Origin of the sequence: Hymenobacter canadensis (genome assembly GCF_027359925.1) — a bacterium.
GTDB lineage: Bacteria > Bacteroidota > Bacteroidia > Cytophagales > Hymenobacteraceae > Hymenobacter > Hymenobacter canadensis.
This window is the reverse complement of sequence record NZ_CP114767.1, coordinates 3,033,478-3,056,549: the sequence shown is the minus strand read 5'-3', so window position 1 is coordinate 3,056,549 and position 23,072 is coordinate 3,033,478. Positions and strand designations below refer to the sequence as shown.

At 60.4% G+C, this 23,072-nt stretch carries 19 protein-coding genes and 1 tRNA gene; 9 read left to right on the top strand and 11 right to left on the bottom strand.

Going from position 1 to position 23,072, the window contains the following annotated elements; all coding sequences use genetic code 11:
• The first annotated feature begins 92 nt into the window (after nucleotides 1–92).
• Nucleotides 93–1,547, top strand: a complete 1,455-nt coding sequence (purF, locus tag O3303_RS13155) for an amidophosphoribosyltransferase (protein ID WP_269558852.1) — start codon at nucleotides 93–95, stop codon at nucleotides 1,545–1,547.
• A 134-nt stretch (nucleotides 1,548–1,681) separates the two neighbouring features.
• The gene (locus tag O3303_RS13150; protein ID WP_269558851.1) at nucleotides 1,682–2,854 is read left to right on the top strand and encodes an AIR synthase-related protein; all 1,173 of its coding nucleotides are present in this window, start codon (nucleotides 1,682–1,684) and stop codon (nucleotides 2,852–2,854) included.
• 132 nt (nucleotides 2,855–2,986) lie between these two features.
• On the opposite strand, the gene O3303_RS13145 is transcribed toward O3303_RS13150, so the two are convergent.
• Nucleotides 2,987–3,202: a heavy-metal-associated domain-containing protein gene (locus O3303_RS13145; protein ID WP_269558850.1), complete on the bottom strand. Its 216-nt coding sequence runs from the start codon at nucleotides 3,200–3,202 to the stop codon at nucleotides 2,987–2,989.
• Between the two features lie 184 nt (nucleotides 3,203–3,386).
• On the opposite strand from O3303_RS13145, the gene O3303_RS13140 reads away from it, so the two are divergent.
• Nucleotides 3,387–3,920, top strand: coding sequence for a DUF4240 domain-containing protein (locus O3303_RS13140; RefSeq protein WP_269558849.1), 534 nt, complete (start codon nucleotides 3,387–3,389; stop codon nucleotides 3,918–3,920).
• A 1-nt stretch (nucleotide 3,921) separates the two neighbouring features.
• Nucleotides 3,922–4,590 (top strand): hypothetical protein, encoded by a 669-nt coding sequence (locus O3303_RS13135; protein ID WP_269558848.1) that lies wholly within the window; start codon nucleotides 3,922–3,924, stop codon nucleotides 4,588–4,590.
• Between the two features lie 49 nt (nucleotides 4,591–4,639).
• On the opposite strand, the gene O3303_RS13130 is transcribed toward O3303_RS13135, so the two are convergent.
• Entirely contained in the window at nucleotides 4,640–6,127 is a 1,488-nt protein-coding gene (locus O3303_RS13130; protein ID WP_269558847.1) for a nicotinate phosphoribosyltransferase, read from the bottom strand.
• Nucleotides 6,128–6,183: 56 nt separating this feature from the next.
• On the opposite strand from O3303_RS13130, the gene O3303_RS13125 reads away from it, so the two are divergent.
• Nucleotides 6,184–6,870, top strand: coding sequence for a DUF1345 domain-containing protein (locus tag O3303_RS13125; RefSeq protein WP_269558846.1), 687 nt, complete (start codon nucleotides 6,184–6,186; stop codon nucleotides 6,868–6,870).
• A 778-nt stretch (nucleotides 6,871–7,648) separates the two neighbouring features.
• The gene (locus O3303_RS13120) at nucleotides 7,649–8,305 is read left to right on the top strand and encodes a response regulator (protein ID WP_269558845.1); all 657 of its coding nucleotides are present in this window, start codon (nucleotides 7,649–7,651) and stop codon (nucleotides 8,303–8,305) included.
• Here O3303_RS13120 and O3303_RS13115 read toward each other — a convergent pair.
• From O3303_RS13115 to O3303_RS13105, 3 genes are all read right to left on the bottom strand, one after another.
• Nucleotides 8,302–8,655, bottom strand: a complete 354-nt coding sequence (locus O3303_RS13115; RefSeq protein WP_269558844.1) for a hypothetical protein — start codon at nucleotides 8,653–8,655, stop codon at nucleotides 8,302–8,304. The genes O3303_RS13120 and O3303_RS13115 overlap by 4 nt on opposite strands.
• A 215-nt stretch (nucleotides 8,656–8,870) precedes the next feature.
• A tRNA-Arg gene (locus tag O3303_RS13110) sits at nucleotides 8,871–8,942 on the bottom strand.
• Nucleotides 8,943–9,052: 110 nt separating this feature from the next.
• Nucleotides 9,053–10,300 carry a Pycsar system effector family protein gene (locus tag O3303_RS13105; RefSeq protein ID WP_269558843.1) on the bottom strand — a complete coding sequence of 416 codons (1,248 nt, stop codon included), beginning with the start codon at nucleotides 10,298–10,300 and terminating at the stop codon, nucleotides 9,053–9,055.
• A 253-nt stretch (nucleotides 10,301–10,553) separates the two neighbouring features.
• Here O3303_RS13105 and O3303_RS13100 point away from each other — a divergent pair, with 253 nt between their 5' ends.
• The 3 genes from O3303_RS13100 to O3303_RS13090 all read left to right on the top strand — a co-directional run bounded on the left by O3303_RS13100 (nucleotide 10,554) and on the right by O3303_RS13090 (nucleotide 16,310).
• Complete coding sequence (locus O3303_RS13100; protein WP_269558842.1) at nucleotides 10,554–14,447, top strand: metallophosphoesterase; 3,894 nt, start codon at nucleotides 10,554–10,556, stop codon at nucleotides 14,445–14,447.
• 156 nt (nucleotides 14,448–14,603) lie between these two features.
• Complete coding sequence (locus O3303_RS13095; protein WP_269558841.1) at nucleotides 14,604–15,716, top strand: DUF6268 family outer membrane beta-barrel protein; 1,113 nt, start codon at nucleotides 14,604–14,606, stop codon at nucleotides 15,714–15,716.
• Between the two features lie 228 nt (nucleotides 15,717–15,944).
• A complete protein-coding gene (locus tag O3303_RS13090; protein WP_269558840.1) occupies nucleotides 15,945–16,310 on the top strand; it encodes a hypothetical protein in 366 nt (121 codons plus the stop codon).
• Nucleotides 16,311–16,432: 122 nt separating this feature from the next.
• Here the strand turns inward: O3303_RS13090 and O3303_RS13085 are convergent, their stop codons facing one another.
• The 6 genes from O3303_RS13085 to O3303_RS13060 all read right to left on the bottom strand — a co-directional run bounded on the left by O3303_RS13085 (nucleotide 16,433) and on the right by O3303_RS13060 (nucleotide 22,826).
• Nucleotides 16,433–16,867, bottom strand: coding sequence for a hypothetical protein (locus tag O3303_RS13085; protein ID WP_269558839.1), 435 nt, complete (start codon nucleotides 16,865–16,867; stop codon nucleotides 16,433–16,435).
• Between the two features lie 203 nt (nucleotides 16,868–17,070).
• Nucleotides 17,071–17,244 carry a hypothetical protein gene (locus O3303_RS13080; protein WP_269558838.1) on the bottom strand — a complete coding sequence of 58 codons (174 nt, stop codon included), beginning with the start codon at nucleotides 17,242–17,244 and terminating at the stop codon, nucleotides 17,071–17,073.
• A gap of 195 nt (nucleotides 17,245–17,439) precedes the next feature.
• Nucleotides 17,440–17,772 carry an ASCH/PUA domain-containing protein gene (locus O3303_RS13075; RefSeq protein ID WP_269558837.1) on the bottom strand — a complete coding sequence of 111 codons (333 nt, stop codon included), beginning with the start codon at nucleotides 17,770–17,772 and terminating at the stop codon, nucleotides 17,440–17,442.
• 308 nt (nucleotides 17,773–18,080) lie between these two features.
• The gene (gene ppk1 / locus O3303_RS13070) at nucleotides 18,081–20,201 is read right to left on the bottom strand and encodes a polyphosphate kinase 1 (RefSeq protein ID WP_269558836.1); all 2,121 of its coding nucleotides are present in this window, start codon (nucleotides 20,199–20,201) and stop codon (nucleotides 18,081–18,083) included.
• 173 nt (nucleotides 20,202–20,374) lie between these two features.
• Complete coding sequence (locus O3303_RS13065) at nucleotides 20,375–20,872, bottom strand: SixA phosphatase family protein (protein ID WP_269558835.1); 498 nt, start codon at nucleotides 20,870–20,872, stop codon at nucleotides 20,375–20,377.
• Nucleotides 20,873–21,107: 235 nt separating this feature from the next.
• Nucleotides 21,108–22,826 (bottom strand): GEVED domain-containing protein, encoded by a 1,719-nt coding sequence (locus tag O3303_RS13060; protein WP_269558834.1) that lies wholly within the window; start codon nucleotides 22,824–22,826, stop codon nucleotides 21,108–21,110.
• Nucleotides 22,827–23,072 lie beyond the last annotated feature (246 nt).

The following is a 23,072-nucleotide window of genomic DNA, read 5'->3' as shown; positions in this document are numbered from 1 at the left end:
CATGACGTTCTTGAATTTTACCCTGTAACCACCCGATTGCCATGTGCGGAATAGTAGGTTTTTACGGTCCTGATGACGTTGCCCACGATATCGTGTTCGGCCTCACCGCGCTCCAGCACCGCGGCCAGGACGCGGCTGGTATTGCCACCTTCGACGAGAACTTCCACCTCTGCAAGGGCAACGGCCTCATCTCCGACGTGTTCCGGCCCAAGCAACTCAAGAAGCTGAAAGGCAACATCGGTATCGGGCACGCGCGCTACACCACGCAGGGCTCCAATGATGCCGAGCTGGCCCAGCCGTTCACTACCAGCTACCCGTTTGGGCTCTCGATGGTGCATAACGGCAACGTCATCAACTTCCGTTCAGCCGCCAAGCGCCTGCATGAGAAGTACCACGTGCTGCCCAAAACCAGCAACGACCTGGAGCTCATCATGTACACCTTCGCCTCGGAGCTGCGCCTGAAAAACCTCGATGCGCTGTCGGTAGTGGATATTTTCGATGCTGTGGAGACGACGCAGGAGCTGGTGAAGGGCGCCTACGCCACCATCACCATCATTGCCGGCCATGGCCTGCTGGCCTTCAACGACCCGCTGGGCATCCGGCCGCTGGTGCTGGGCCGCCGCGAAACGGAGCGCGGCCCGGTATACGCCTTCGCCTCGGAAAGCACCTGCTTTGATTATCTGGGGTTTGAATTTGTGGAGAATGTAGGCCCTGGCCAAGCGGTGTTCATCGACAAGGATTTCAAGGTGCATCACAAAAACCAGCAGGAGCAGCCCAAAAGCTTCTGCGTGTTCGAGCACATCTACTTTGCCCGCGAAGACTCGACCATCCACGGCCGGCTGGTGGCGCGGGAGCGGGTACGGCTGGGCAAGATGCTGGCCAGGAAGGTTATCGAATCAGGCATTCAGCCCGATATGGTGATTGACGTGCCGTCATCGGGCTACTTCTCGGCCTCCGGCTTGGCCGAAGCCATTGGCGTGCCCTACCGCCGGGCCATGGTGAAGAACAACCACATGGGCCGTTCCTTCATCGTGAGCAGCCAGGCCGGCCGCGAGGACATCGTCAAGAAAAAGCTCAACCCCATTCGGGAGTTCGTGGAAGGCAAGAAGATTGCCGTGGTGGACGACAGTATCGTGCGCGGCACCACGTCGCGGCGCATCGTGCGTATTCTGCGCGAGGCCGGAGCGGCCGAGGTGTACTTCATCAGCAGCGCCCCGCCCATTATTGCGCCCTGCATCTACGGCATCGATATGGCCATGAGCACCGACCTGATTGCGGCCAACTACACCGAAGATGAAATCTGCCAGTACATCGGGGCCGATAAGGTGATTTACCAGTCGATTGAGGATTTGCAGGAGTTGTTTTCGGAGGATAAGGGCCACGGCGGCAGCTGCTTCGCCTGCTTCACCGGTAACTATCCGACCGGCGACGTGACCAAGTACCTGCGCCACATCCAGGAGGAGCGCCAAAGTCACCGCTCCAACAAAAAAGGCCCCGACGTTATTCCTTCCGTCAGCGCCAAAGCCCCCGAGCCGACCGAGCATTAACCCAACCGCCTGTCATCCTGAGCGGAGCGAAGGACCTTATCACGTCTGAATCACTAGTGAACGACTCGTTCCAGTGTGATAAGGTCCTTCGCTCCGCTCAGGATGACAGACGCCTTCCCTGATTCGTCCTTCTCATGAGCCAGACTTCCAACGATACCAACCTCAAAGCCACTGCCGGCTACTCCATCGAAGAAGGCAACGCAGCTTCCAAAAACGCCTACCACTGGGCCCAGAAAACTTTCAGCACCCGTGCAGGCAAGCCTGGCGAGCCGGCCCAGGACCTGGCCGGCGGCTTCTCCAACGAAATCCGCTTCGGGGCCGAGCGGCTGGGTATCGGCTCCGACGGCATCGGGACCAAGATTGAGGTGGCCGAGCGCCTGGACCGCTACGACACGCTGGGCTACGACCTGATTGCCATGGTGGCCGACGACCTCATCGTGGCGGGCTTCGTGCCCACCAACCTCTCCAACATCATCGACGTGAACACCCTCAACTACGAGGTGGTGGACGAACTCATGCGCGGCCTGCACGACGCGGCCCAGTTCAGCCAGATTGCCGTGACCGGGGGCGAAATTGCCGAGCTGGGCAACCGCATCGGCGGCTACCCCGGCGCCAAAATGAACTTCAACTGGTGCTCGACGGCCGTGGGCGTGCTGCACCCCAGCCTGGAGCGCCCCCTGAGCGGGGCTAACGTGCGCGCCAGCCAGGCCGTGGTGGCGTTGCACTCGCCCTCGTTCCGCTCCAACGGCTACTCCCTGGCCCGTCGCGCCCTCACCAAAACCTTCGGCGAAAAGTGGCACGAGGCCCCTTTCGGGGAATCAAGAAGTAAGAATGAGGAAGTAGGAACTGACGGCACCAGTGCTGACAACCAGCAACTGACAACTGACAACTCCAAAACCTGGGGCGAGGTGATGCTGGCGCCTTCGCTCATTTACTCGCCCGGCGTGGCGGCGGTGCTCGATGCCGGCCTGCCCCTGCACGCGGCCGCGCACATCACCGGCGGTGGCATTGCCGATAACTTCAAGCGTGTGCTCAAAAACGGGGTGGGCGCTGTGCTGGATAACCTGTTTGCGCCCCTGCCCGCCATGCAGCAGCTGGCTGAGCTGGCTGGCATCAGCCCCACGGAAGCCTACCTCTACTGGAATATGGGCAACGGCATGCTCCTCGTCACCGACGAGGCTCAGGCCGAAGCAGTAGCCGAAACTCTGCGCGCCCACGGCTACCAGGCCCAGGTGGCCGGCCGCATTACCCCGGAAACCGATGTTGTGCTGCACGTAGGAGCCGGCGAGCTGCGCTACGAAGCGTAGCCTTACGATGAATACGCTGTCATCCTGACGAAGGAAGGACCTTATTACGTTAAAAAAGCCGTGTAAACGACTAGTTTCAACGTAATAAGGTCCTTCCTTCGTCAGGATGACAGGCGAGGGGAGGAGTGCTTGCTAAGCGGCTGCCGGCTCAATATCAAACCCGGCTTGCGACACGGCTTTCATCACCTGCTCGGGAATAACATTTGCGCCTTCCACGGTCAGGATTTTGGCGGGGTTGTTCGTGTCCACGCTCCACTTTTCTACCGTAGGCTCGGCGTCGAGGAAAGGTGTGACGGCGCGCAGGCAGTTGGCGCAGTTGATGCTGGTTTTGAACTGGAGGGTGGGCATGGGAAGTAGTAAGTGAAGAGGCGCTGGCTGCTACGGCTGCCGCCAGCAGCGGGTGAAATGATGCTGATAGTAACGCAGCGGGAGCAAAGGTAGCCGCCAGCTGTGGCTAGGTAAGTACAGGCTTTGGCTGGCGTTGTGTAGAGTTTTGCCGTATTTCGCTGCTCATGCTACACCCGCAGGGCAAATGGACAAGAAAGAATTCTGGCAGCTAATCGAATCGGCTAAGAAAACCGCCCAAGGCGACCAGCAGCAGCAGGAAGCGGCACTAATCAGCCACTTGGCGCAGCTGGAGCCGGAGCAGATTGTCGGGTTTGAATGTCGCCTGCGTGAATACCTGCTGGAAGCCGACCACTTCAATATCATGGCCGCCCAGAAGATCATCGACGGCTACGTTTCCGACGACCCCTACCTGTACTTCCGGTGCTGGCTGATCGGGCAGGGCGAAACCGTCTTCACCAACGCGCTGCAGAATGCCGATTCCCTGGCCAGCGTCATGGACGAAGGCTACCAGAATTTCGAGGAGCTGTTGTACGTGGCAACCGAGGCCTTCGAGCAGCGCACCGGCAAAACCGAGGAAGACGACACCTTCCCGCGCAACGTGGCAAGTGCGCAGGGGCTGAACTATGATTTCGGCTCCGAAACCAAAGGCGAAGACTGGACCGAAAACCAGCTACCCAAGATGCTCCCGAAGCTGTGGAAGAAGTTTGGTGCCGTGTAATATGTCACCGTCTTACCAGTTGGAAAAATGGATCTGGACCGAAGCTGACTATGAGCAGATGGGCTGGCATGATGCCAGGATATATGCGGTCCAGTTTGGGAAGGATATTAGCTTTGATATCGATTATATCTTTCAATGGGTTCAGGCAGACAAAGACGACTACTTCTCTTTCTGGGTAGCGCCGGCAACGCTCATATTTACTGAGGCAACCCACGTTGCCTTAACTATGGATTTTCGGCCGAATCAAGAACTAGAAATAGAAGACATTCGCCGTGAATCTTCTGCAGCCGGTGTTACAGAGTGGCACCTTGAAACCCATCAAGGTGATATAATAATTACGGCTGAAGGCTTCCGGCAGGTTATCCGGCGTCCGCCAACGCTTCAAGTTGGCCAACAGATTATTTCCGAAGAACGTGGCGCTTCTAGTTTCGACGTGACACCGGATGCCGCTTTCGCTGAATCAGAGGAAGTCAGCCGGTTGAAAAAGGCTGATTTTGCTTTGCGCCAAAAGGCAACAGAGTTAAGGCGGCTACGTCGTCAATTGGATGCGCTGGTAGAGCAACGGAGTGCGGGTGCAATGGCAGTAAAGCGGTATTTGCAGGAAAAGCTCACCTTGGAGAAAAGGATCAAAGATCTGCTAAAAGAGCTGGATACGACCGAATGGCAGTAGCTCGTAAAGGAGCAAGGCCCGGCTGCTACAGCAACCGGGCCTTGCTCCTTTACCCCAGCCGCACCGGCCGCTTCTCCAGAATCAGCTTCGTGCGGAACGTGTTGAGCGACTCTTCCAGGCCCACGGGGTAAGTGTGGGGATTGAGGAAGCGGCGGATGCTGGGGTCGAGGCTGAGCACTTCGCGGTGGGCGTGGGCGCGGCTTTCCGGCAGCGTGGGTAGCGTGTGGACCAGCTCACCGCGGCGGAAGATAGGCTCCAGCAGCTCCCGAAACGGCGCTTCGGGCCGCACGGCGCGGCGGCGGGTGGCATCCAGCGGGTCCACGAGGGTGAGCTGTTCGGGCAGTGTCTCGGCCACGTTGTAGAGCATGTCGGCGCGGGGCTGGCCTTTGTCGGTTTCGTAGCGGCGCACCTGCAGGATGCCGGGAATGCTGGTCTTGGCCAGCTGCTCCGAGAGTTTGATCGTGAAGTCCCAGCCCGAATCGTCGGGTTTGCGCAGGGCGGCCAGCTTGTACACGCCACCAAGCGCCGGCTGGTCGTAGGCCGTCACGAGCTGCGTACCGATGCCCCAGGTGTCGATTTTGGCGCCCTGCTGCTTGAGGCTGGTGATGAGGTTTTCCTCCAGGTCGTTGCTAGCCACGATGCGCACACTTTCAAAACCGGCCTCGTTGAGCAACGCGCGGGCCTCGCGGCTGAGGTAGGCCAGGTCGCCGGAATCCAGGCGGATGCCGCCCAGCTCGTGGCCCTGGGCGCGCATCTCGCGGGCCACCTTGATGGCGTGGCGCACGCCTTCCAGCGTGTCGTAGGTGTCCACCAGAAACACCGAATCATCCGGAAACGCCTTGGCGTAGGCGGCGAAGGCGGTTTCCTCGTCCTCGAAGGCCATGACCCAGCTGTGGGCGTGGGTGCCCTTCACCGGAATGCCGAACCGCTGCCCGGCCAGCACGTTGCTGGTGGCATCGGCCCCGCCCAGGTAGGCAGCGCGGCTTGCCCCCAGGCCGCCATCCACGCCCTGGGCGCGGCGCAGACCGAATTCCAGCACCGTATCGGAGCCGGCGGCCTCGCGGATGCGGGACGCCTTGGTGGCAATGAGCGTCTGGAAGTTGACGAGCGTGAGCAAAGCCGTTTCCACCAGCTGGGCCTGCAGCAGCGGCCCCTGCACCCGAATCAGCGGCTCATTACCGAATACCACGGTGCCCTCGGCAATGGCGTCTACGTCGCAGGTGAACTTCAGCTCGCGCAGATACTGCAGGAACTCCGCCGGGAACATGGCCGCGCCCTTGCTGCTTTTCAAGCTGCCCAGGTAGGCCAGATCGTCCTCGGAGAAGCGCAGGTTCTGCAGGTAATCGACGGCGTAGGCCAGGCCCGCCGCCACGGCGTAGCCGCCCTGGAAGGGAGCCTTGCGGAAATAGAGGTGAAACACAGCCTCGCGGTCCTGCAAGCCCTGCTGCCAGTAGCCGTAGGCCATGGTAACCTGGTAGAGGTCGGTGAGCAGACTCAGGGACGGGGAGTAGAGGCCGGAAAGGGGAGCTGAATTCATGGGTGCATCAGGATAGATGCCGTAGCTTACGCAGAATATTTCATTCCGTCGATGCTATGGCCCCTTCTGCTTCTTGGTCCGGTCAGTTCCTGTTTCAGCGCCTGGAGCTGCTGGCGGCCTGGAAACGCCTGTCTATCGGGCTGTTGCCGGCAGTGCTGCTCTACTGGGGCACCCCGGCCGCCTGGCCGCTCATGATGCGGCTGTTTCTGGCCTGGGACGGGTTTGCCCTCTGCACCGTGCTGCTCACCTGGGGTATCATGCTGACGGCCGATGTGGGCCATATCCGCCGCGTATCTACCCGCGAAGACCCGGGACGGGTGGCGTCGTTTGGGGCGGTGCTGGTGGCGTGCAGTACCAGTCTGCTGGCTGTGGTGGGGCTGCTGGCCTCGGTGCGGCAGGGCCCCGGGCCGCTGCAGCTGGCGCAGGTGTTGGTGGGCGTCGTGGGCGTGCTCACGGCCTGGCTGCTGGTGCATACGCTGTTCACGCTGCGCTACGCCCATTTGTTCTACGACAACGATGGGCGGCCGGAAGGCGGGCTGTCCTTCCCCGGCGGCGAGCAGGAACCGGATTACCTGGACTTCGCCTACTTCTCGTTCGTGGTGGGCATGACGACCCAGACCGCCGATGTCAGCATCGTGGACCGCAGTATCCGGCGGCTGGCGCTGCTGCACGGGGTGCTGTCCTTCGGGCTCAATACGGCCGTGGTGGCCCTCACCATTAATGGGCTGGCTGGCGTGGTGTAGCCGTCCGGGGCTGCGAGCGGCAATAGGTGGCCGCTGCGCCCACGGCAGCTGCTGCAGAGTAGCCGCGGCGGCATCGGTAAGGTGGCACAGCACCAGCAACAGCCGGCGACGCTGAAACTGCAGGTGGTAGTCGCTCAGCAGATCCAGCGCTGCCGTTGGCAGGCTGGCCACGGCGCTGCAGTCCAGCCAGATGCTGTTTTTGCCGCTGGCGCCCGCCCGGTGGAGTACCTTTTGCAGATCAGGCAGGTCGTCGGGCGTTGCGGAGCCGCTGAGAATCAGCAGGTAGCTGTCTGGTAAGATTTCCCGGTACACGTTCATCACATCTCAACTGCTTAATGCGCTCTGCGACGTGTACAGCGCCCGGTAGTCAACCTGAATCCTGAACCTGTCGCTGTAAAAGAGATGATTTTCAGGATCTTGTTATAGAAGCTGAGTGCGCAAGGTTCTATTGGTTATTGTAAAAGTATAACAGGATGTTTGTCTAAAAAAGTGGTAAACCCTGATTTTATAGTAATTATTCTGCATTTTTGATTGCCGGGCTTGCATGGCAACCGAAAATCAGGCCCCATAAAATCACGCTTGGCAACGCCTGCCGCCGCTACATCTGCGTAAATGTGGCTTGCCGCCCGAAGTATGGTGGCCCAAACCTCTGCGTTGCCGAAATCAGGCAGCCTTCAGGCTGTAAGTGCCGGGAACTGCCTTGAATGATGAACCAATAACGTTGCCGGGAATAGAAGCAGGCTGCGGCCAGACGTTTCCGGCAGACCTATCCGCCACCATGATTAGAGTTCTGCTCACCGACGACCACACGATTCTGCGCGACGGAATCAGGGCGCTCCTCTCGCTGCAGCCTGACCTTCAGGTGGTAGGTGAGGCGGGCAATGGGCAGGAGCTGCTGGAGCTACTGGCCTCTACTCCGGCTGATGTGGTGCTGATGGACATCAACATGCCCGTAATGGACGGGTTTACCACGATGGGACACTTGCGCGAACAGTACCCCGAACTGCGGGTGCTGGTGCTGTCTATGCTGGACCACGAAAACTACGTGCACCGCATGCTGGGCGCCGGGGCCCATGGGTACGTGCTCAAAAACGCCGACATCACTGAAATCTCCCATGCCATCCGGACGGTAGCTGCGGGGCGGCTTTTCCTGTGTACTGAGCTGGGGCTGGATCTGCTCAATAAGCTGGTGCGCACGTCGGTGGGGGTGGTGGCCGAAGGCAGCCGGATGAAATCCGGAGATTTATCGAAGCGGGAGCTGGAAGTACTGCACCTCATTTCGGAAGGCCTCACCAATGCCGAAATTGCCGATCAGCTCTTTACCAGCAAGCGTACCATCGAAACGCACCGCCAGAACATTATCGAGAAGACGCAAACCAAAAACACCGCGGCGCTGATCAAATTCGCGGCTTCTAATGGTTTGCTGGATCACTAGCTCAGGATTTCGCCAATCAGTACTTCGCCAGGTGCGGTACCGATGGCATACTCCAGCTTCCGGCACATCTGTGCTACCGCCGACCGAAATGAGTCAAGGGCTGTGGGTAGGCACAGATCCGGATTGGTCTGCTCGTAATTGTGGTATTGGGCCGGGGCTGGCTGACAGGGTGCTACCCATTCGGCCGCTTCCTGTTCCGTCACGTTATTGGGCATCCCCCACCAGAGCAGTCGATAGCCATCAGTTTGCAGCAACTCATTATGTTTGAAGTAGAGAGGTATGCCATCGGATAAGGCATACAGGTAAACCCGCCGGGCGGAGCCGGAAGTAGACAAAAGCAAGGATTCCATTGAGCGGAACTACTAAAGGGTACTGGGCAAAAGATGTGTAAGCAGGATGTTCGGAGCGGGTAACTTTACGCAAAGCCCTTAAACTAGGATTCGGTACTTGCAAGATAGGCAGCAATAGTTACTGTTTTCTTGAAATGATATACGTACATAGGATAGTTGATGATGCAAAAAAAAAGTCCTTCCCGCATACTTATGCGAAAAGGACTTTACAGTAGTAGCCGCGACGGGAATCGAACCCATATCAAGCGTTTAGGAAACGCCTATTCTATCCGTTGAACTACGCAGCCGTGGCGCAAAGATAGGGGGAGATGTGCTGGTTTCTGATGTGCCAGCTAGTGCATCATGTCCTTGACGCAACGTGCAGCAGCTCATCAACACATCAAAAACCAGCATATCACTACATCTTGTACAGCAGCGCAATGCCGAACGACAGTGCCGTCAGGATCAGGCCGACCATGAAAATGGTGTAGCTGATGCGCAGCAGGCGGTATTTGCGCGTCAGCACGTCGCCGAGGTAGTAGATGTCGGTAACCATGTTGGTGTAGAGGGCATCTTTTTTGCCCATCAGTTCGGTCATGCCACTCTGGAAGTCGTCGAGGCTGAGCTTGCTGAAGTTGCCGAAGAACAGCAGGTTTACCCGGCGGTTGGTGGCAATCTGGGGGCTTTTCTTGAGCCATTTGAAGCTCGTGACATCGGGCTGGGCACACAGGATGGCCGATACCACCGAGCCCAGCGCCGTGGCCAGCAGCAGCCCGATAGGAATGGTGAGCACCGGGTTGTTCATGATGGTAGGGCTCAGCACCCCGGACTTGGTGCCGGCCTTGGCGCCCAGGTAGGTGATGATGACCGACAGCAGCACCGCGTTGAGGCTAATCATCATGTTGGCCTTCTTATCGGCCATGTCCGAGAGCTTCATGTGGTTGCTGTACATGGTCCGGAACATCGTCTCGATGCCCCGTTTGGGCTCTGCAAACGTGCCGTTTTCTTCCTCGTCCTTCTTCTTTTTCTTCTTCTCGGTTTTCTTCAGCAGGTCACGCTGCTCCTTGAGGTTGGCCTTGAACTGCTCGCCGTAGCGGCTTCTGGCGGCGTCGGTGTGGAACTTGGCCGCGTGCAGGAAGTCCAGCTGCGACTCGGCCCATTCGGTGCTAGAGTAGGTTTTGCCCAGCGTGGTTTCCCACTCGGCCCGGAGCAGCTCGGCGTTGCCGAAGAAGTCCTCGCGCCCCATGCCGCTCATGTCGGCGTCGGCCAGCAGCTGCTGCAGCTCGGTTTCGGCGGGCTCGTTGCGGTGGGTGGTCCGTATAAGGTCCTGCACCAGCGCAATGCGCTCAGGGGCGTCCTGCTGCTTGGTCAGCCAGTCTTTGGCCAGCTCCATGCTGCGGTACTCGTGGCCGTCGTACACTTCGGTGTAGCCGGTGTCGTGAAACCAGGCGGCCAGTAGCAAGGTTTCCTGATCGGGCGCGCTAAGGCCTGTATCTTCGCCGAGCTTACGCGCTTCTTTCACCACAGCCACCGTATGGTCCAGCGAATGGTATACCAGTTGTTTGGGCAGTTTTTCTTCGAAAAGCTGCGTGACATAGGCCTTGGCCTGTTTCAGAATTTCTGACTTTTCAGCCTTGGCAGGCCGGAGCGTTTCCGTGGGTTCCATGGAAGAAAAAAGAGGTGCAACAGGGACGGATTCCGCCTCCCAACCGCCTTTCAACGCGAATCGGCCGATGGGGTTTTTGGAAGGAGGCTCAACCGTACACCAAGAGTTTTCGTACGGCAGGCACCCGGCCACATAAACTGACCGGACTGCAGCAGCCGTTTGGGTAAGTTACTCGTATTTCCGCTAACTACCAGCGGCGCACTGCAGCTCCCGGCCGCAACCCGCCCCTGCTCTTTCTCTCTACTGGCTCTTTATGAAGCATTTTTTGATTTCCTGCGGCTTGTTGCTGGCCGCGTGTAGTGCTCCGGCCTGGGCACAGAAACCTGTTCAAACCCCGCACCCTACCCGCCCCAACTACAACCACGGTGGGGAAAACTGGGAAGCCAGCACGCCACCTGATAGCGCCAACATCCGCTACACAGTGTTTCTGATTGGCGACGTGGGCAAGCCGATTGCGGTGGATAAAGGCGGCGAGCCTTCGCTGAATTATCTGCGCAAGCAGATCACGGCGGCCGGCTCGAAAAGCACCGCCATCTACCTCGGCGACAACATCTACGAGTACGGCATGCCCGAGGAAGGCTCTTTCGACCGCAAGGAGTCGGAGCGCCGCATCATCGACCAGCTAAACGTGCTGCGCGGTTACCAGGGCGAGAAGTACATGATACCGGGCAACCACGACTGGAAACAGGGTCGCGTCGGGGCCGTGGATCAGGTGAACCGCCAGCAGCGGTTCGTGGAGAACTTTATGACCAACGACTCGGCGGCGTTTTCTTACACCGGCGACTTTTTCATTCCGCGCGACGCCTGTCCCGGCCCGTTTGAGGTGCGCCTGCAGGACAACGTGGTGCTGATTGCCATCAACTCGCAGTGGTTTCTGCAGGGTGAAGGTGAGCGGCCGTACGGCTCGAACAGCGGCTGCGGCGTGGCCAACGAGACGGACTTCTTCACCCAGCTCGAAGACATCATCAACCAGAACAAGGACAAGAACATCATGGTGGTGGGCCACCACCCAATTCTGTCCGACGGTATCCACGGCGGCTTCTTCACCCTCGGTGACCATTTGTTCCCGCTGAGCATCGTGTATAAGTACGCCTTCCTGCCGCTGCCCATCATCGGCTCGGTATATCCGTTTGCGCGCAAATACGGCGGAATCTCGCAGGACATTCCGCACCCGCTTTACCAGGCGTATAAGAAAGGGCTGGAAGATATTTTCGCCAAGCACCCCAACATCGTGTACGCGGCCGGGCACGAGCACAACCTGCAGTACTTCAAGGCGCCCACCTACCACCAGATTGTGAGTGGCTCGGGTTGCAAAACCCAGCACGTGCGCGCCGGCCGCGACGCCGACGCCAACTTCTCGGACAAGGAAAAAGGCTTTGCCCGCGTCAACTACTACAACGACGGGCAGGCGTGGGTGGAGTTCTGGATTCCGGAAGGAGCCGGTGAAACCGGCCGCCTGGTGTTCCGCACGCCGCTGTACGCGCAGCCGGTAGTGGCCGAAAACGGCCCGGCCGCCGCGCCCGCCACGGCCCGCCCGGACTTCCGCGACTCCACCGTGACGGTGGCCGTGAACCCGCGCTACGCCGACCGCAGCAGCTTCCATAAGTTTCTGTTCGGCGAGCATTACCGGCAGGAGTGGGCCACGCCCGTGACCTTTCCGGTGCTGGACTTGGCCACTGAGAAAGGCGGCCTGACACCCTATAAAATCGGCGGCGGCAAGCAGACGGCCTCGCTGAAAGTACGCAACGAGGAAGGCCGCCTGTTCACGATCCGTAGCCTCAACAAAGACCCTTCGGCGGTGCTGCCCGAAGCCCTGCGCTCCGGTGCCGCCGCCGACATTCTGCAGGACCAGATTTCGGCCCAGCACCCGTTCTCGTCGCTGCCGGTGCCACCGCTGGCTACGGCGGCCGGCATCCTGCATACCAACCCCGAGCTGCGCTTTATTCCGCAGGACCCGCTGCTAGGCCAGTACCTGGAGCAGTTTTCCAACAAGCCCGGTGCTATTGAGGAAGACGCCAACGAAAACCAGAGCAACGTGGCCTCGCTCGGCAACGCCAAAAACCTGGTGGGCACCGACCGGGTGTTTGAGCGCATCACGGAAGACAACGACAACCGCGTCAACGAAAAAGCCTTTGCCCGCTCGCGCCTCTTCGATATGTGGATCGGCGACTGGGACCGGCACGAAGACCAGTGGCGCTGGGCTGAGAAGAAAGACAAGGACGGTGACCGGAAGTTCACGGCCGTGCCCGAAGACCGGGACGTGGCCTTCTTCAAGGGCGACGGCCTGTTCCCATACCTGGCCTCGCGCAAGTGGGCCATCCGCAACTTCCAGAACTTCGGCAACGACTACGCCGACTGGAAAGGCCTCAACCTGACGGCCCTGAGCAACGACCGGGTGTATCTGGCCTCCGTGAGCCGCGAGCAGTGGGTGAAGGAAGCCGAGGAAATGAAGGCGTCCCTCACCGATGAGGTCATCGAGAAAGCCTTCCGTGAGCGGTGGCCCAAGCAGATCTACGATCTGCACGCCCAGGAAATCATCGGGAAACTGAAAAACCGCCGCGACCTGCTGCCCGAAGTGGCTGCCGATTACTACACCATGCTCAACAAGGTGGCCGAAGTAAAGGGCTCCAAGAAGCGGGAGAAGTTTGTGGTGGAACGCCTCCCCGACGACAAAACCCGCGTGACGGTGCAGAAAATCAATAAGGAGGGCGAGTTGAGCAAGGTGCTGTTCGACCGCACTTTTGAGAACAACGTCACCAAGGAGCTGCGCCTCTATGGCTTCGAGGGTGAGGATATCTACGACGTGAAGGGCGACGTGAAAAGCGGCCCGCGCCTGCGCATCATTGCCGGCACCGGCAAGGACTCCATCACGGACCGCTCGAACGTAGCCGGTTTCCGCCGCTATACCCACATCTACGACGCCGATTCCGGCAACGTAATTACGCCCGGCCGCGACTCGCGCCTGCGCACTGAGCCCGGCATCGACGTGAGCCGCTACGATGTGCACAACCGCTCCAACCGCAAGGACTACACGCTGAACTACTTCGGCCCGACGGCTTATTTCGGCTACAACATCGACGACCGGCTGTTTGTGGGCGGTGGTGCCGTGTACCGCACATACGGCTTCCGCAAAGAGCCCTACTCTACCGAGCAGAGCCTGGCCGCCAACTACTCGCCTTCGCAGCAGGCTTATAACGTGCGCTACCTGGGCCACTTCGTAGACGTTATCGGCAAGTACGACCTGCGCGTGAATGCCCAGCTCTACGGCCCGCAGTTGCTCTATAACTACTTCGGCGAAGGCAACGACTCGCGCAACCTGCTGGATACAGATGAGGGTGGCGTGCGCAACCGCGACATCAACGAAACTTACCGGGTGCGTTTCTCGCGCCTCTACGTGAGCCCCGTGCTGGAGCGCGACGTATTCAGCTTCATGAAGTTTGGTGTGGGCCCGCAGTACGACCAGTTCCGGGTGAGCCGCCTGCCCATCGGCAGCGAAATTGCTAATGGCCTCGACGCCAACGGCAATGGTGTGCAGGGTGCCGGCCTCGGCATCCGCAGCTCTGATTTCCAGATGAACCGCTACCTCGGTGGCCGCGCCTACCTCAACATCGACGCTGCTTCGTCGCCGAAAAACCCCCGCATCGGTTTGCGCTGGTACAACGCCATCGAGTACAACTACCAGCTCAACGCCGAGCAGCTCAAGTACGGCCGCGCCAGCTCGGAATTCCGCTTCTACCTGTCGCCTAACTTCCCGTTCCAGCTGACGTGGGCCGGCCGCATCGGGGGTACTCGCAACTTCGGCGACTACCGCTTCTACCAGGCCAACACGCTGGGCGGCACCACCAACCTGCGCGGCTACCGCCGCACCCGCTATGCCGGCCGCAGCTCCGTATTCGCCAACGCCGAGGTGCGCGTGCAGCTCTTCGAGTTCAACGCCTACCTCGTGCCCGGCAAGTTCGGTATCCTGGGCCTCACGGATGCTGCCCGCGTGTACTCGCCCTACGACGTGAAAACCGGCGTGAAGGCCTTCCACACCGCTTTCGGTGGCGGCGTTTGGGTGGACGTGCTCAAGCAGGCCGTCATCAATGTCACCTATTCTGTAGGGGAAGAAAACCTGGTGTTCGTGGGCTTCGATTTCCTGTTCTAGGCAGAAGTGAGAAGTAGCGCGGCGCTTCGCGTTTCGTTGAACGGCATCGTACGAAAGTCAGCCGCGAAACGCGAAGCGGAAGCGCTGCGCTACTTCCCACAGGCCCCGTTAACCCCCGTACTGCCCCACCTCCACCACACGTAATTATTCGCTTTCATGCTCCTGTCTTCTATCCGCCGTACGCTGCCCGCGCTGGCGCTGCTGGCGGCGGCCCCGGCCCTGGCCCAGCAAACCCCGCCTGCTTCGCCCACGCCGGTATTCCCGCGCCCGGCAGCCACGCCCGGCGACACCACTGCCGCCGGCGCCATCGACCGGCAGGAGTTTGCCACGCCCTCGGTGGTGGGCATGGGCCCCAGCAAGGGCCTGATTTTTCACTATGAGCGGATGCCTACTTTCGGCATAACGTCCAACGCGCAGGTGGTGGGTCTGGGCGACTTCTCAGCTGATGCCAAGAAGAACGCCCGGCTGGTTATCAAGGGCTATATCCCGATGCTCAACCACCCCCACCTCAAGCTGATTCTGGGCGTGAACTACGAGCGGGAGGAGTTCCAGTTCCGCAGCACGCCCACCCGCTACGAGCTCTACGACAACATCGAAAATAAGGCCCTCAAGACCCTAGGCACTCAGCTGGCCGTTATCCGGCCCGTGAACGAGGTGAACTGGTACATCTTCCGCGTGAAGGGCGAGCTGAGCGGCGACTACACCTCCTCGGCGCTGAGCGTGAGCGACTACCTGCGGGTGTCGTCGGAGTTTTTGTACGGCTGGAAGCGCAGCCCCAATTTCTCGTGGGGCGTGGGCCTGCAGCTGGGCTACACCTTCGGGCGCCAGAGCATCTACCCGGCCGTGCTCTACAACCGCACTTTCAACAGCCGCTGGGGCGTGGAGGCGCTGTTCCCGGCCCGTATTACGGCCCGCTACAATGCCTCGCCCAAGTCGCTGTTCTTCGCTGGCTACTCTGTTGATGGCTTCAACTATATCGTGAAGCTGAACAACCCGCTGGTGCGCCAGAACCAGCCCGACAAGCAGCCGCTGCGCACACTGGAGCTGCGCGAAACCGAGGTGAAGTTCCGGGGCCGCTGGGAGCGGGAAATCTACGACTTCATCTGGTTCGGGGCCGAAGCCGGCTACCGCTACAACTACGCCTTCGACGCCTTCGACCGCACCAACGCCGACCGCGAGAAAATCATCGACAGCAAGTTTGCCGGCGCGCCATACGCCTCGCTGGAGCTGTTCATCGTGCCGCCGCGTAAGTTCCTGAAGAAGCAGTAAGCCTGCGCCGCCTTTACTACCGGGCCGCCGCCTGCCAACGTTGCTGCCCCGGGCAGGCGCTGGTGGGCGGCGGCCGGTCTGTTTGTGCGGCAGCCCGCCTAGCCTAGCGGCAACTTCAGGGCAATTATGTTGCGTTAGTATATGTATTCTTCCGCTACTCTCAGGTTATGCATATGCGCATTTCCCAACACCTCGACCAGACGGACGTTAGGAGCTGCACGCTGGATTATGAAGAGGCCGAGACTGCGCGCCACCTGGTTCGGTTATATTGATCCGCAGGAGGCCTACGACGAGGCCACTCACATCCTGGATGCCATGCAGCAGCGGTCCTACCGGTATCTGCTCAACGACAACAGCCGCCTGTCCGGCCCGTGGTTCGACTCAGTGGAGTGGCTGCGCCGCGTGTGGGCCCCGCAGGCCATGCAGTTGGGGATGCGCTACATTGCCCACGTAGTGCAGCCCCACGACCTGCTCGGCGAAGCCGCCATGTCAGCCACCCATCCATTCACCAAGCAGCTGCACCTGCAGTTCTTCGACACGGTAGAATCGGCGGAGGAATGGCTGCGGGCCGTGCGCGCCGGCCAGCCGGCTTAGCGCGGCAGCTGCCAGCCAGAATGCCGCCCACTATGCCACCAGAAGGCCTGATTTTGTTCGTCGGCTTTGCAGAGGTGCGGCAGGACATAGCCGCCCGCCTCCTGTTTCCAAAAAGCCCCGGATTATGTGGGCTGAGCAGCGAGCCAGGCGAGGGCCTCGGCTTCGGTCAGGAATACGCTGGTGGAGTAGGGCTGCTCGGGTGCCAGGGCCCGCTGCACGGCCGGGGCCACGGCGGCATCGGTGTGGAGCTGCTCCAGGCGGGCCTGTGAGCTGAGCGCGGCCATGCACAGCCGGGCCGGGGCCAGGGCGCGCACGGCTTCAGGGAAGAAGTGGCCAACCAGCCAGTGGGTGGTATACACGTCCAGGGGGCCGTCGCGGCGGCCATCCAGCAGCCAGCGGGGGCAGCCGTACTCCTGCGCCAGAGTTAGCAGCTGCTGGTAAGACTCCTGCGTTTCGTACAGCGTCTGGGGGTGCAGCCAGCGCAGCACCAGCACGCGCAGATCGGGGCGATGCTGTATTGTATAGCCCTCGGTGGTGATGGTGGGAAGCAGCGACATGCGGGGGGAATGAGTGGTTATAGTGGATAGTTTGGCGGGCCTTGGGGCACAGGCAGCCGGGGCGCTTGCTGCTGTCATTACTGGCTGAAGCGGAATTCCAGACGGCTGCCACTCGTTGGGCCGGGCGGTAACGCAGGCCCATGGCCCTACTAAGGTTGGCTTTGCCAAGGCAGGGGCATAGTGAGCAGCGCAATAAATGCCGGCTAGCCGAAGCGCTTTTGCACGGGCTCGTCGCAGGTGGCCACCCGGCGGCAGGTCGCACCGGATCCAGTGAATAAATCAATGCCAAGGGCTTCTGCCTGCTCCTGGGTTGCGCCTGGCCACTTCTGGGTAAAGCAGATGGTGCGGTTTTTCGCTGCGGATAAGGAAAACGGCATAGAGACAAGAATAAAACGGCACGGAAGATAGCACGGAATTTCGCCCCGCGCTCTTCGGCTCCGGTCCGATGGTACCAGCCGGCTGGCGGCCTAGTTATTCAGCCTTTCCGATGCAGGAAATGGGGAAAGGGTGAGGCAAAAAAAAGCCCCAACCGGGTGGGCTGGGGCATATGGGTGAGGGGAAGTGGCAGGTAGCTACCAGAGGCGCGTATCGCTGACGCCGGCCGGCAGGGGCGGGTGCTCGGCCAGGCCTAGCACGCACCAGCCGTTTTCCAGGCCGAATGCGCCGCCCTGCAGCAGGTAGCTGATCCAGCGCTCGGTACTTCGGCCGCTGAACTGCTCACTTTCGGGCTCGTACTCGCGCAGTAGCACGGCATCACCGATCTGGTAGTCCCGGTCATTGAAGCGCACGTCGAAGGCCTTGCGGCCATCGAGGACGGCGGCAAAGCAGGCGGGCCAGACTTTCAGTTCGTGGAAGGTAGGGGTGAGGGCTGAAGCGAAACGGGTGACAGAGGACGAATACAACATGGTGTGGAAGTGCAAAGGGTGGAACAGGAACCGCCCCGGCAAGCTGCCGTGGGCTGACTATCAGGGTATTTTACCTGATGCGCGCGGCGTTGGTTGCCGCGGGCGGGCGGGCCGGCGCAGGCCGGCGGGCAGCACAAAGGTACTGCTCCTGTGTTACTTCCGTGTGAAGAGAGGGTTTGCCGGGCGTTATGATGGGACAGCAGAACGTTAAGCAGAACGGAGCGAAGCATCTCGCTAGTGCAGGAATTTTTACCACACTAGCGAGATGCTTCGCTCCGTTCTGCCAGACGTTCTGTTGCTAAATGACGCTATGCGGTTTTGCGTCGGCGGCTATTCTTCTTCAGCCAAGCGTAGGTATCAAACTGGGCACGCACGGCGGCGGCGTTGGCGGCCGGCTCGGTGGTGGGCCCCACGAAGTTGTTCTGCCAGTCGCGCGACTTCACGCTGTCTTGGCGCTGCAGGTCCAGCATGTGGCGCACTTCTGTCCGCAGCTTAGGATCTAGAATAGGGAAAGCCACTTCCACGCGGCGGTCGAGGTTGCGGGCCATCCAGTCGGACGAAGCCACGTAGAGCTTTTCGTCGCCGCCGTTGCCGAACACGTAGAGGCGGGCGTGCTCCAGGTAGCGGTCCACGATGGCGCGCTGGGTGATGTTCTCGCTCTGCCCCACGCGGCCCGGAATCAAACACGAAATACCGCGGATCAGCAGCTCCACCCGCACGCCGGTCGTGCTGGCTTCGTAGAGCTTCAGGATCATGCGCTCGTCCTGCAGGGCGTTTAGCTTGAGAATAATGTAGGCGTCCTCGCCCTTGCGGGCCCGGGCTATTTCGGCATCAATCAGGCCGTTCAGCTTTTCGCGCAGCTCAAATGGCGCCACCAGCAGGTGCTCGAACTGCCCGGTTTTGTCGAGCCGGTCGTGGAAATAGCGGAACACCTCGCCCACCTCGCTGGTCAGGCGTGGGTCGCTGGTGAACAGGCCGTGGTCGGCGTAGATGTTGCTGGTTACCTCGTTGAAGTTGCCGGTGCTCAAGTAGGCGTAGAGACGGTTCTGGCCTTCCTCAGCCCGCGTGATGAGCAGCAGCTTGCTGTGTACTTTCAGTTCCGGAATGCCATAGATGACGTTGGCGCCGGCCTTTTGGAGCTTCTCGGCCCAGTACATATTGCTTTCCTCGTCGAAGCGGGCTTTCAGCTCCACCACCACGGTCACCTGCTTGCCGTTTTTCACGGCTTTCAGCAGCGCTTTGGCTACCTCGCTCTTGCTGGAGACGCGGTAGAGTGTGATGCTTATGCCGCTGACCTGCGGATCGAGGGCGGCCTCCGTAATCAGGCGCGTCACGTAGTCGAACGACTGGTAGGGTAGGTTGAGCAGGTGGTCGCGCTCGGCAATGGCGGGCAGCATCTTGCCGGTGCGCGGTAGCGTGGGGTGCGGCAGCGGCGGGTGCGGCTCGTACACGAGGTGCGAGAGGCCCAGGTCGGGGAAGCCGAAGAAGTCGCGGAAGTTGTGGTAGCGGCTGCCTTCCACCAGCTCGTCTTTGCCGATGCCGGTTTTCTGGATCATGGCTTTCAACACGGCCTTGGGCATGGCCGGGTCGTAGAGCAGGCGGGCGGGGTAGCCGGTTTCGCGCTTCTGCAGGCTGCTCTTGATCTTGAGCATCAGGTTGCCCGATACCTCCTCCTGAATGTCGAGCTCCGCGTCGCGGGAGAGTTTCACGGCGTGCACCTGCACCTTCCCAAACTTCGGAAACAGCGTGTGCGCGCACACCCGAATCACGTCGTCGAGGAACATCACGTACCGCTCATCGCCGATGGCGGGCAGCTGCACGAAACGGCCGCCGTGGCGCTTGGCAGGCAGCTCCATCACCATCACCCGCTCGTCGGCGTCGTGCTTTTTCTTTTTGCCAGTGGCCTCGGGCTCCGTGAGGTGGAAGGTGAGGTACACCGTTTGGTCTTTCAGAAACAGGTGGTGCAGGTTGTCATCGAGAATCACGGGCGAAAGCAAATCCTGCACGTTCTGCTCGAAATACTGCTGCACCCACTGCTGCTGCTCCTCGCTCAGGTCGTGCTCCGACACCAGGTGGATGTGCTGCTCGCGCAGGGCCGGCAGCAGCCCGTTGCGGAACGTGTCGCCGAACTCCTGCTGCTGGCGGCCCACTTCTTCGAGCAGGTCTTTGAGCTGGGCGGCCGGGTCTTCGCCCAGCTTGGCGCGGGTTTTTTTCTTGAGCTTCACGAGGCGCCGTAGCGTGGCTACCCGCACCTTGAAATACTCGTCGAGGTTGGAGCTGAAAATGGCCATGAACTTGAGGCGCTCCAGCAGCGGCACCTGCGGATTCTGGGCTTCCTGCAGCACGCGGCGGTTGAAGGCCAGCCAGCTCAGCTCCCGGTTCAGAAGTTCAGGTTTCGCCGCTACGGACTTCTTCTCAGTCTTTTCCATGAGGTAAAGGTAAAGGGAATGGCAAAAGGACTGTCATGCTGAGCGAAGGGCGCAGCATCTCTACCTCTGGCTAATTATACGCCATTGCAACGAAGCGGGAGGGATGCTTCGGCTACGGCTGCGCACACTGGCTTGATGCGCCACATGCTCAACATGACGTTCTTTTACGATTGTTAATTCGAGTCTCGGGGGCAGTCGAAGAAATAGAACTCAGCGTTTTGAGTGTCGGCGTCGGCCCAGCGCTCCACCTGAAAGTGCAGGCACACAATGGCCGCGGTGGGCATTTCCTCACTCAGGGGGCTGGGTGAAAGCAGGTTGGCCAGCTCCGTGATGCCGGGGTTGTGGCCCACCAGCAGCACGCTTCCCGCTTCGTCCGGCGACTCGCGGATGACGCGCAGCAGTGTCATCGGGTCGGCATGGTAGATGTCGGGCCGCACCACGATTTTCTCGTGCTGGTACTCGATTTCCTTGGCCACCAGCGCGGCCGTGGTGAGGGAGCGTACGGCCGTGGATGCCAGCAGCAAATCGAGTTTGATGTTGCGCTCGGCCAGTGCCTGGCCCATGCGCGGGGCGTCGGTGCGGCCCCGCTCGTTGAGGGGGCGCTGCTCGTCGGAAAGGTCGTCGAAGCTCCAGCTGGATTTAGCGTGGCGCATCAGGTATAGGGTCTTCATAGGGCAGGAGGAGCGAGGTAGAGAAGTCGCGGACCAGAAGCAGGCCTCTTTACTGAGGTGCCTGAAAAAGGTTTTTGCGGCGCCGCGTATGCTGGGCGGTAGTCTGTGCAAGATAGCATGCGTAGGCCGGCAGCGTCCTAAAAAAGAAAGCCCGCCAATGCGGCGGGCTTTCTTCAGGAGGCTGGAGCAGGGCATCGGGGCGCCCGATTAAACCTGCAGCCCGCGCCGGAGCGCGCTATTCCTTCACGAAGCGCTGGTGCGACACCTGCTGGCCATCGGTGATGGTAAGCATATACACGCCTTTGCTCAGGCCCGACACGTCGAGCTGGCCTTCGGCGCTGTAGGTGGCCTGGCGCTGCTCGGCCCCGCGCACGTCGTATACTTTCACGCTTACAGCGCTCAGGTCACGGTCGGCGGGCAGGGCAATGTTCAGCACGCTGGTGGCTGGGTTTGGATACACGCTGTAGTCGGTAGAAGCCAGGCGGGCCGAGGTGCGGGCCGTACCACCCGAGATGGTCACGGTGTAGTCTTCGGTTTCGCCGTAGCTGTAGCTGTTGCAGCTGGTCGTGGCCGAGGCGTCGCTCATCACCACGCGCATGCGGGTGCTGCCGGTTTTGGCAGTAGCCGGTACCGTGAACGAGCTGGTGCGGGTGGTAGTGGCGGAACTGCCGGCGGCATTCACCACCAACTCACCAGCGTCCGTGAAGTCACCATCCCGGTTGTAGTCGATGTACACCTTAAAGTATTCAGTATAAGCTGTGCCGGCGAAACCAGCGCTGTAGCTAATGGTCTGCGACGAGCCAGCGGCCAGAGTAGTGCTCAGGGCGGTGCCGTTGTAGTAGCCGGCATCAGCGCCCGAGGTGCGGGCAATGGTACCCAGCTTCACGTAGTCGATGAACTCATACGCTACGCTGGTGCCTTTGCTGGCGCAGTACGTAATGGTGGTAGGAGGAGGCGTGGTGCCGCCACCGCCGCTTGGCGCCGTGCCGCCCAGCGAGGAGAGCAGCGAAGCGCGGCTGCCGCCGCTACCGAACAGCGCGTTCATGCGCGTGCTCTGGCCGGTGGAGAACATGTACATGCAGGCGTCATTGGTGTAGTCCATGTAGTTCATGAACATGTCGCCGTTGGTGGTGTTGCCGCAGGTGCGGCGCGGGAACACGGGGCAGCCGGAGTTGTCGGCCTGCTGGGTGGGCGTGTCGCTCACCAGGTCGTTGCCACAGTTGGCATCACCCCAGATGTGGCGCAGGTTCAGGTAGTGGCCCACCTCGTGGGTGCCCGTGCGGCCCAGGTTGAACGGCGCCGACAGGTAGCCGGTGCGGCCGAAGTAGTTCGGGCCGATTACCACGCCGTCGGTGCTGGCTGCGCCGCCCGGGAACTGGGCGTAGCCCAGGATACCGCCGCCGATGTTGCACACCCAGATGTTCATATACTGGCTGGCAGGCCAGGCGTTGAGGCCGCCGGTAGTGGTGCTCTTCATGGCGTCGGCGGTGCCCCAGGTGGTTTTGGTGCTCGATTTACGTTCGATGCCGGTGGTGGCGTTGCCGCTAGGGTCGCGCTTGGCCAGCACAAACTGCAGGCCGGCGTCGGCGGCGAGGCCGGCAAAGGCGGCTGGCGTCTTGCTCACGTCGGAGTTGAGCTTGCGGAAGTCTTCATTAAGCACGGCAATCTGCGAGGCAATTTGCGCGTCGGAGATATTCTCGTTGGCGTTGCTGTACAGCACGTGCACCACCACCGGAATGGTGCCGAGCAGCGCCGTGCCCCGCTGGGCCACCGGATTAGCGTCCAGCTGGCGGGTTACGTTCTCAATGGTCTGCATGCGCTGGGCCATGCCGGGGTCGGTGGCCAGCTGGCGCTCCAGCACTTCCATAGAGGCACACTGGCGCTGGGCTAGTGCTTCCGTGCTGAGACCCAGCCCCAGGCAGGCAAGCAGGGTTGCGTAAAATGTTTTCTTCATGTGAAAAGGAGTTTGGTTGTGGAAAAGGGAACGGTTCTGCTAACTTATTGAAAATATGTCAAAATAGTAAACTGTTTATGGCATGAATTTTCAATAATAGCCCAAAAAGCCGTTGTAGTGATAATCAGGCTAAAAGAAATACTGCAGCGGTAAACCCGAACAAGCGTTTGTTTTTGCACTTTCAGTATGTGCCTGTATCACAGGCACCGGGCGGGCCTCAAACAGGAAAAGCCCACCATAAGGCGG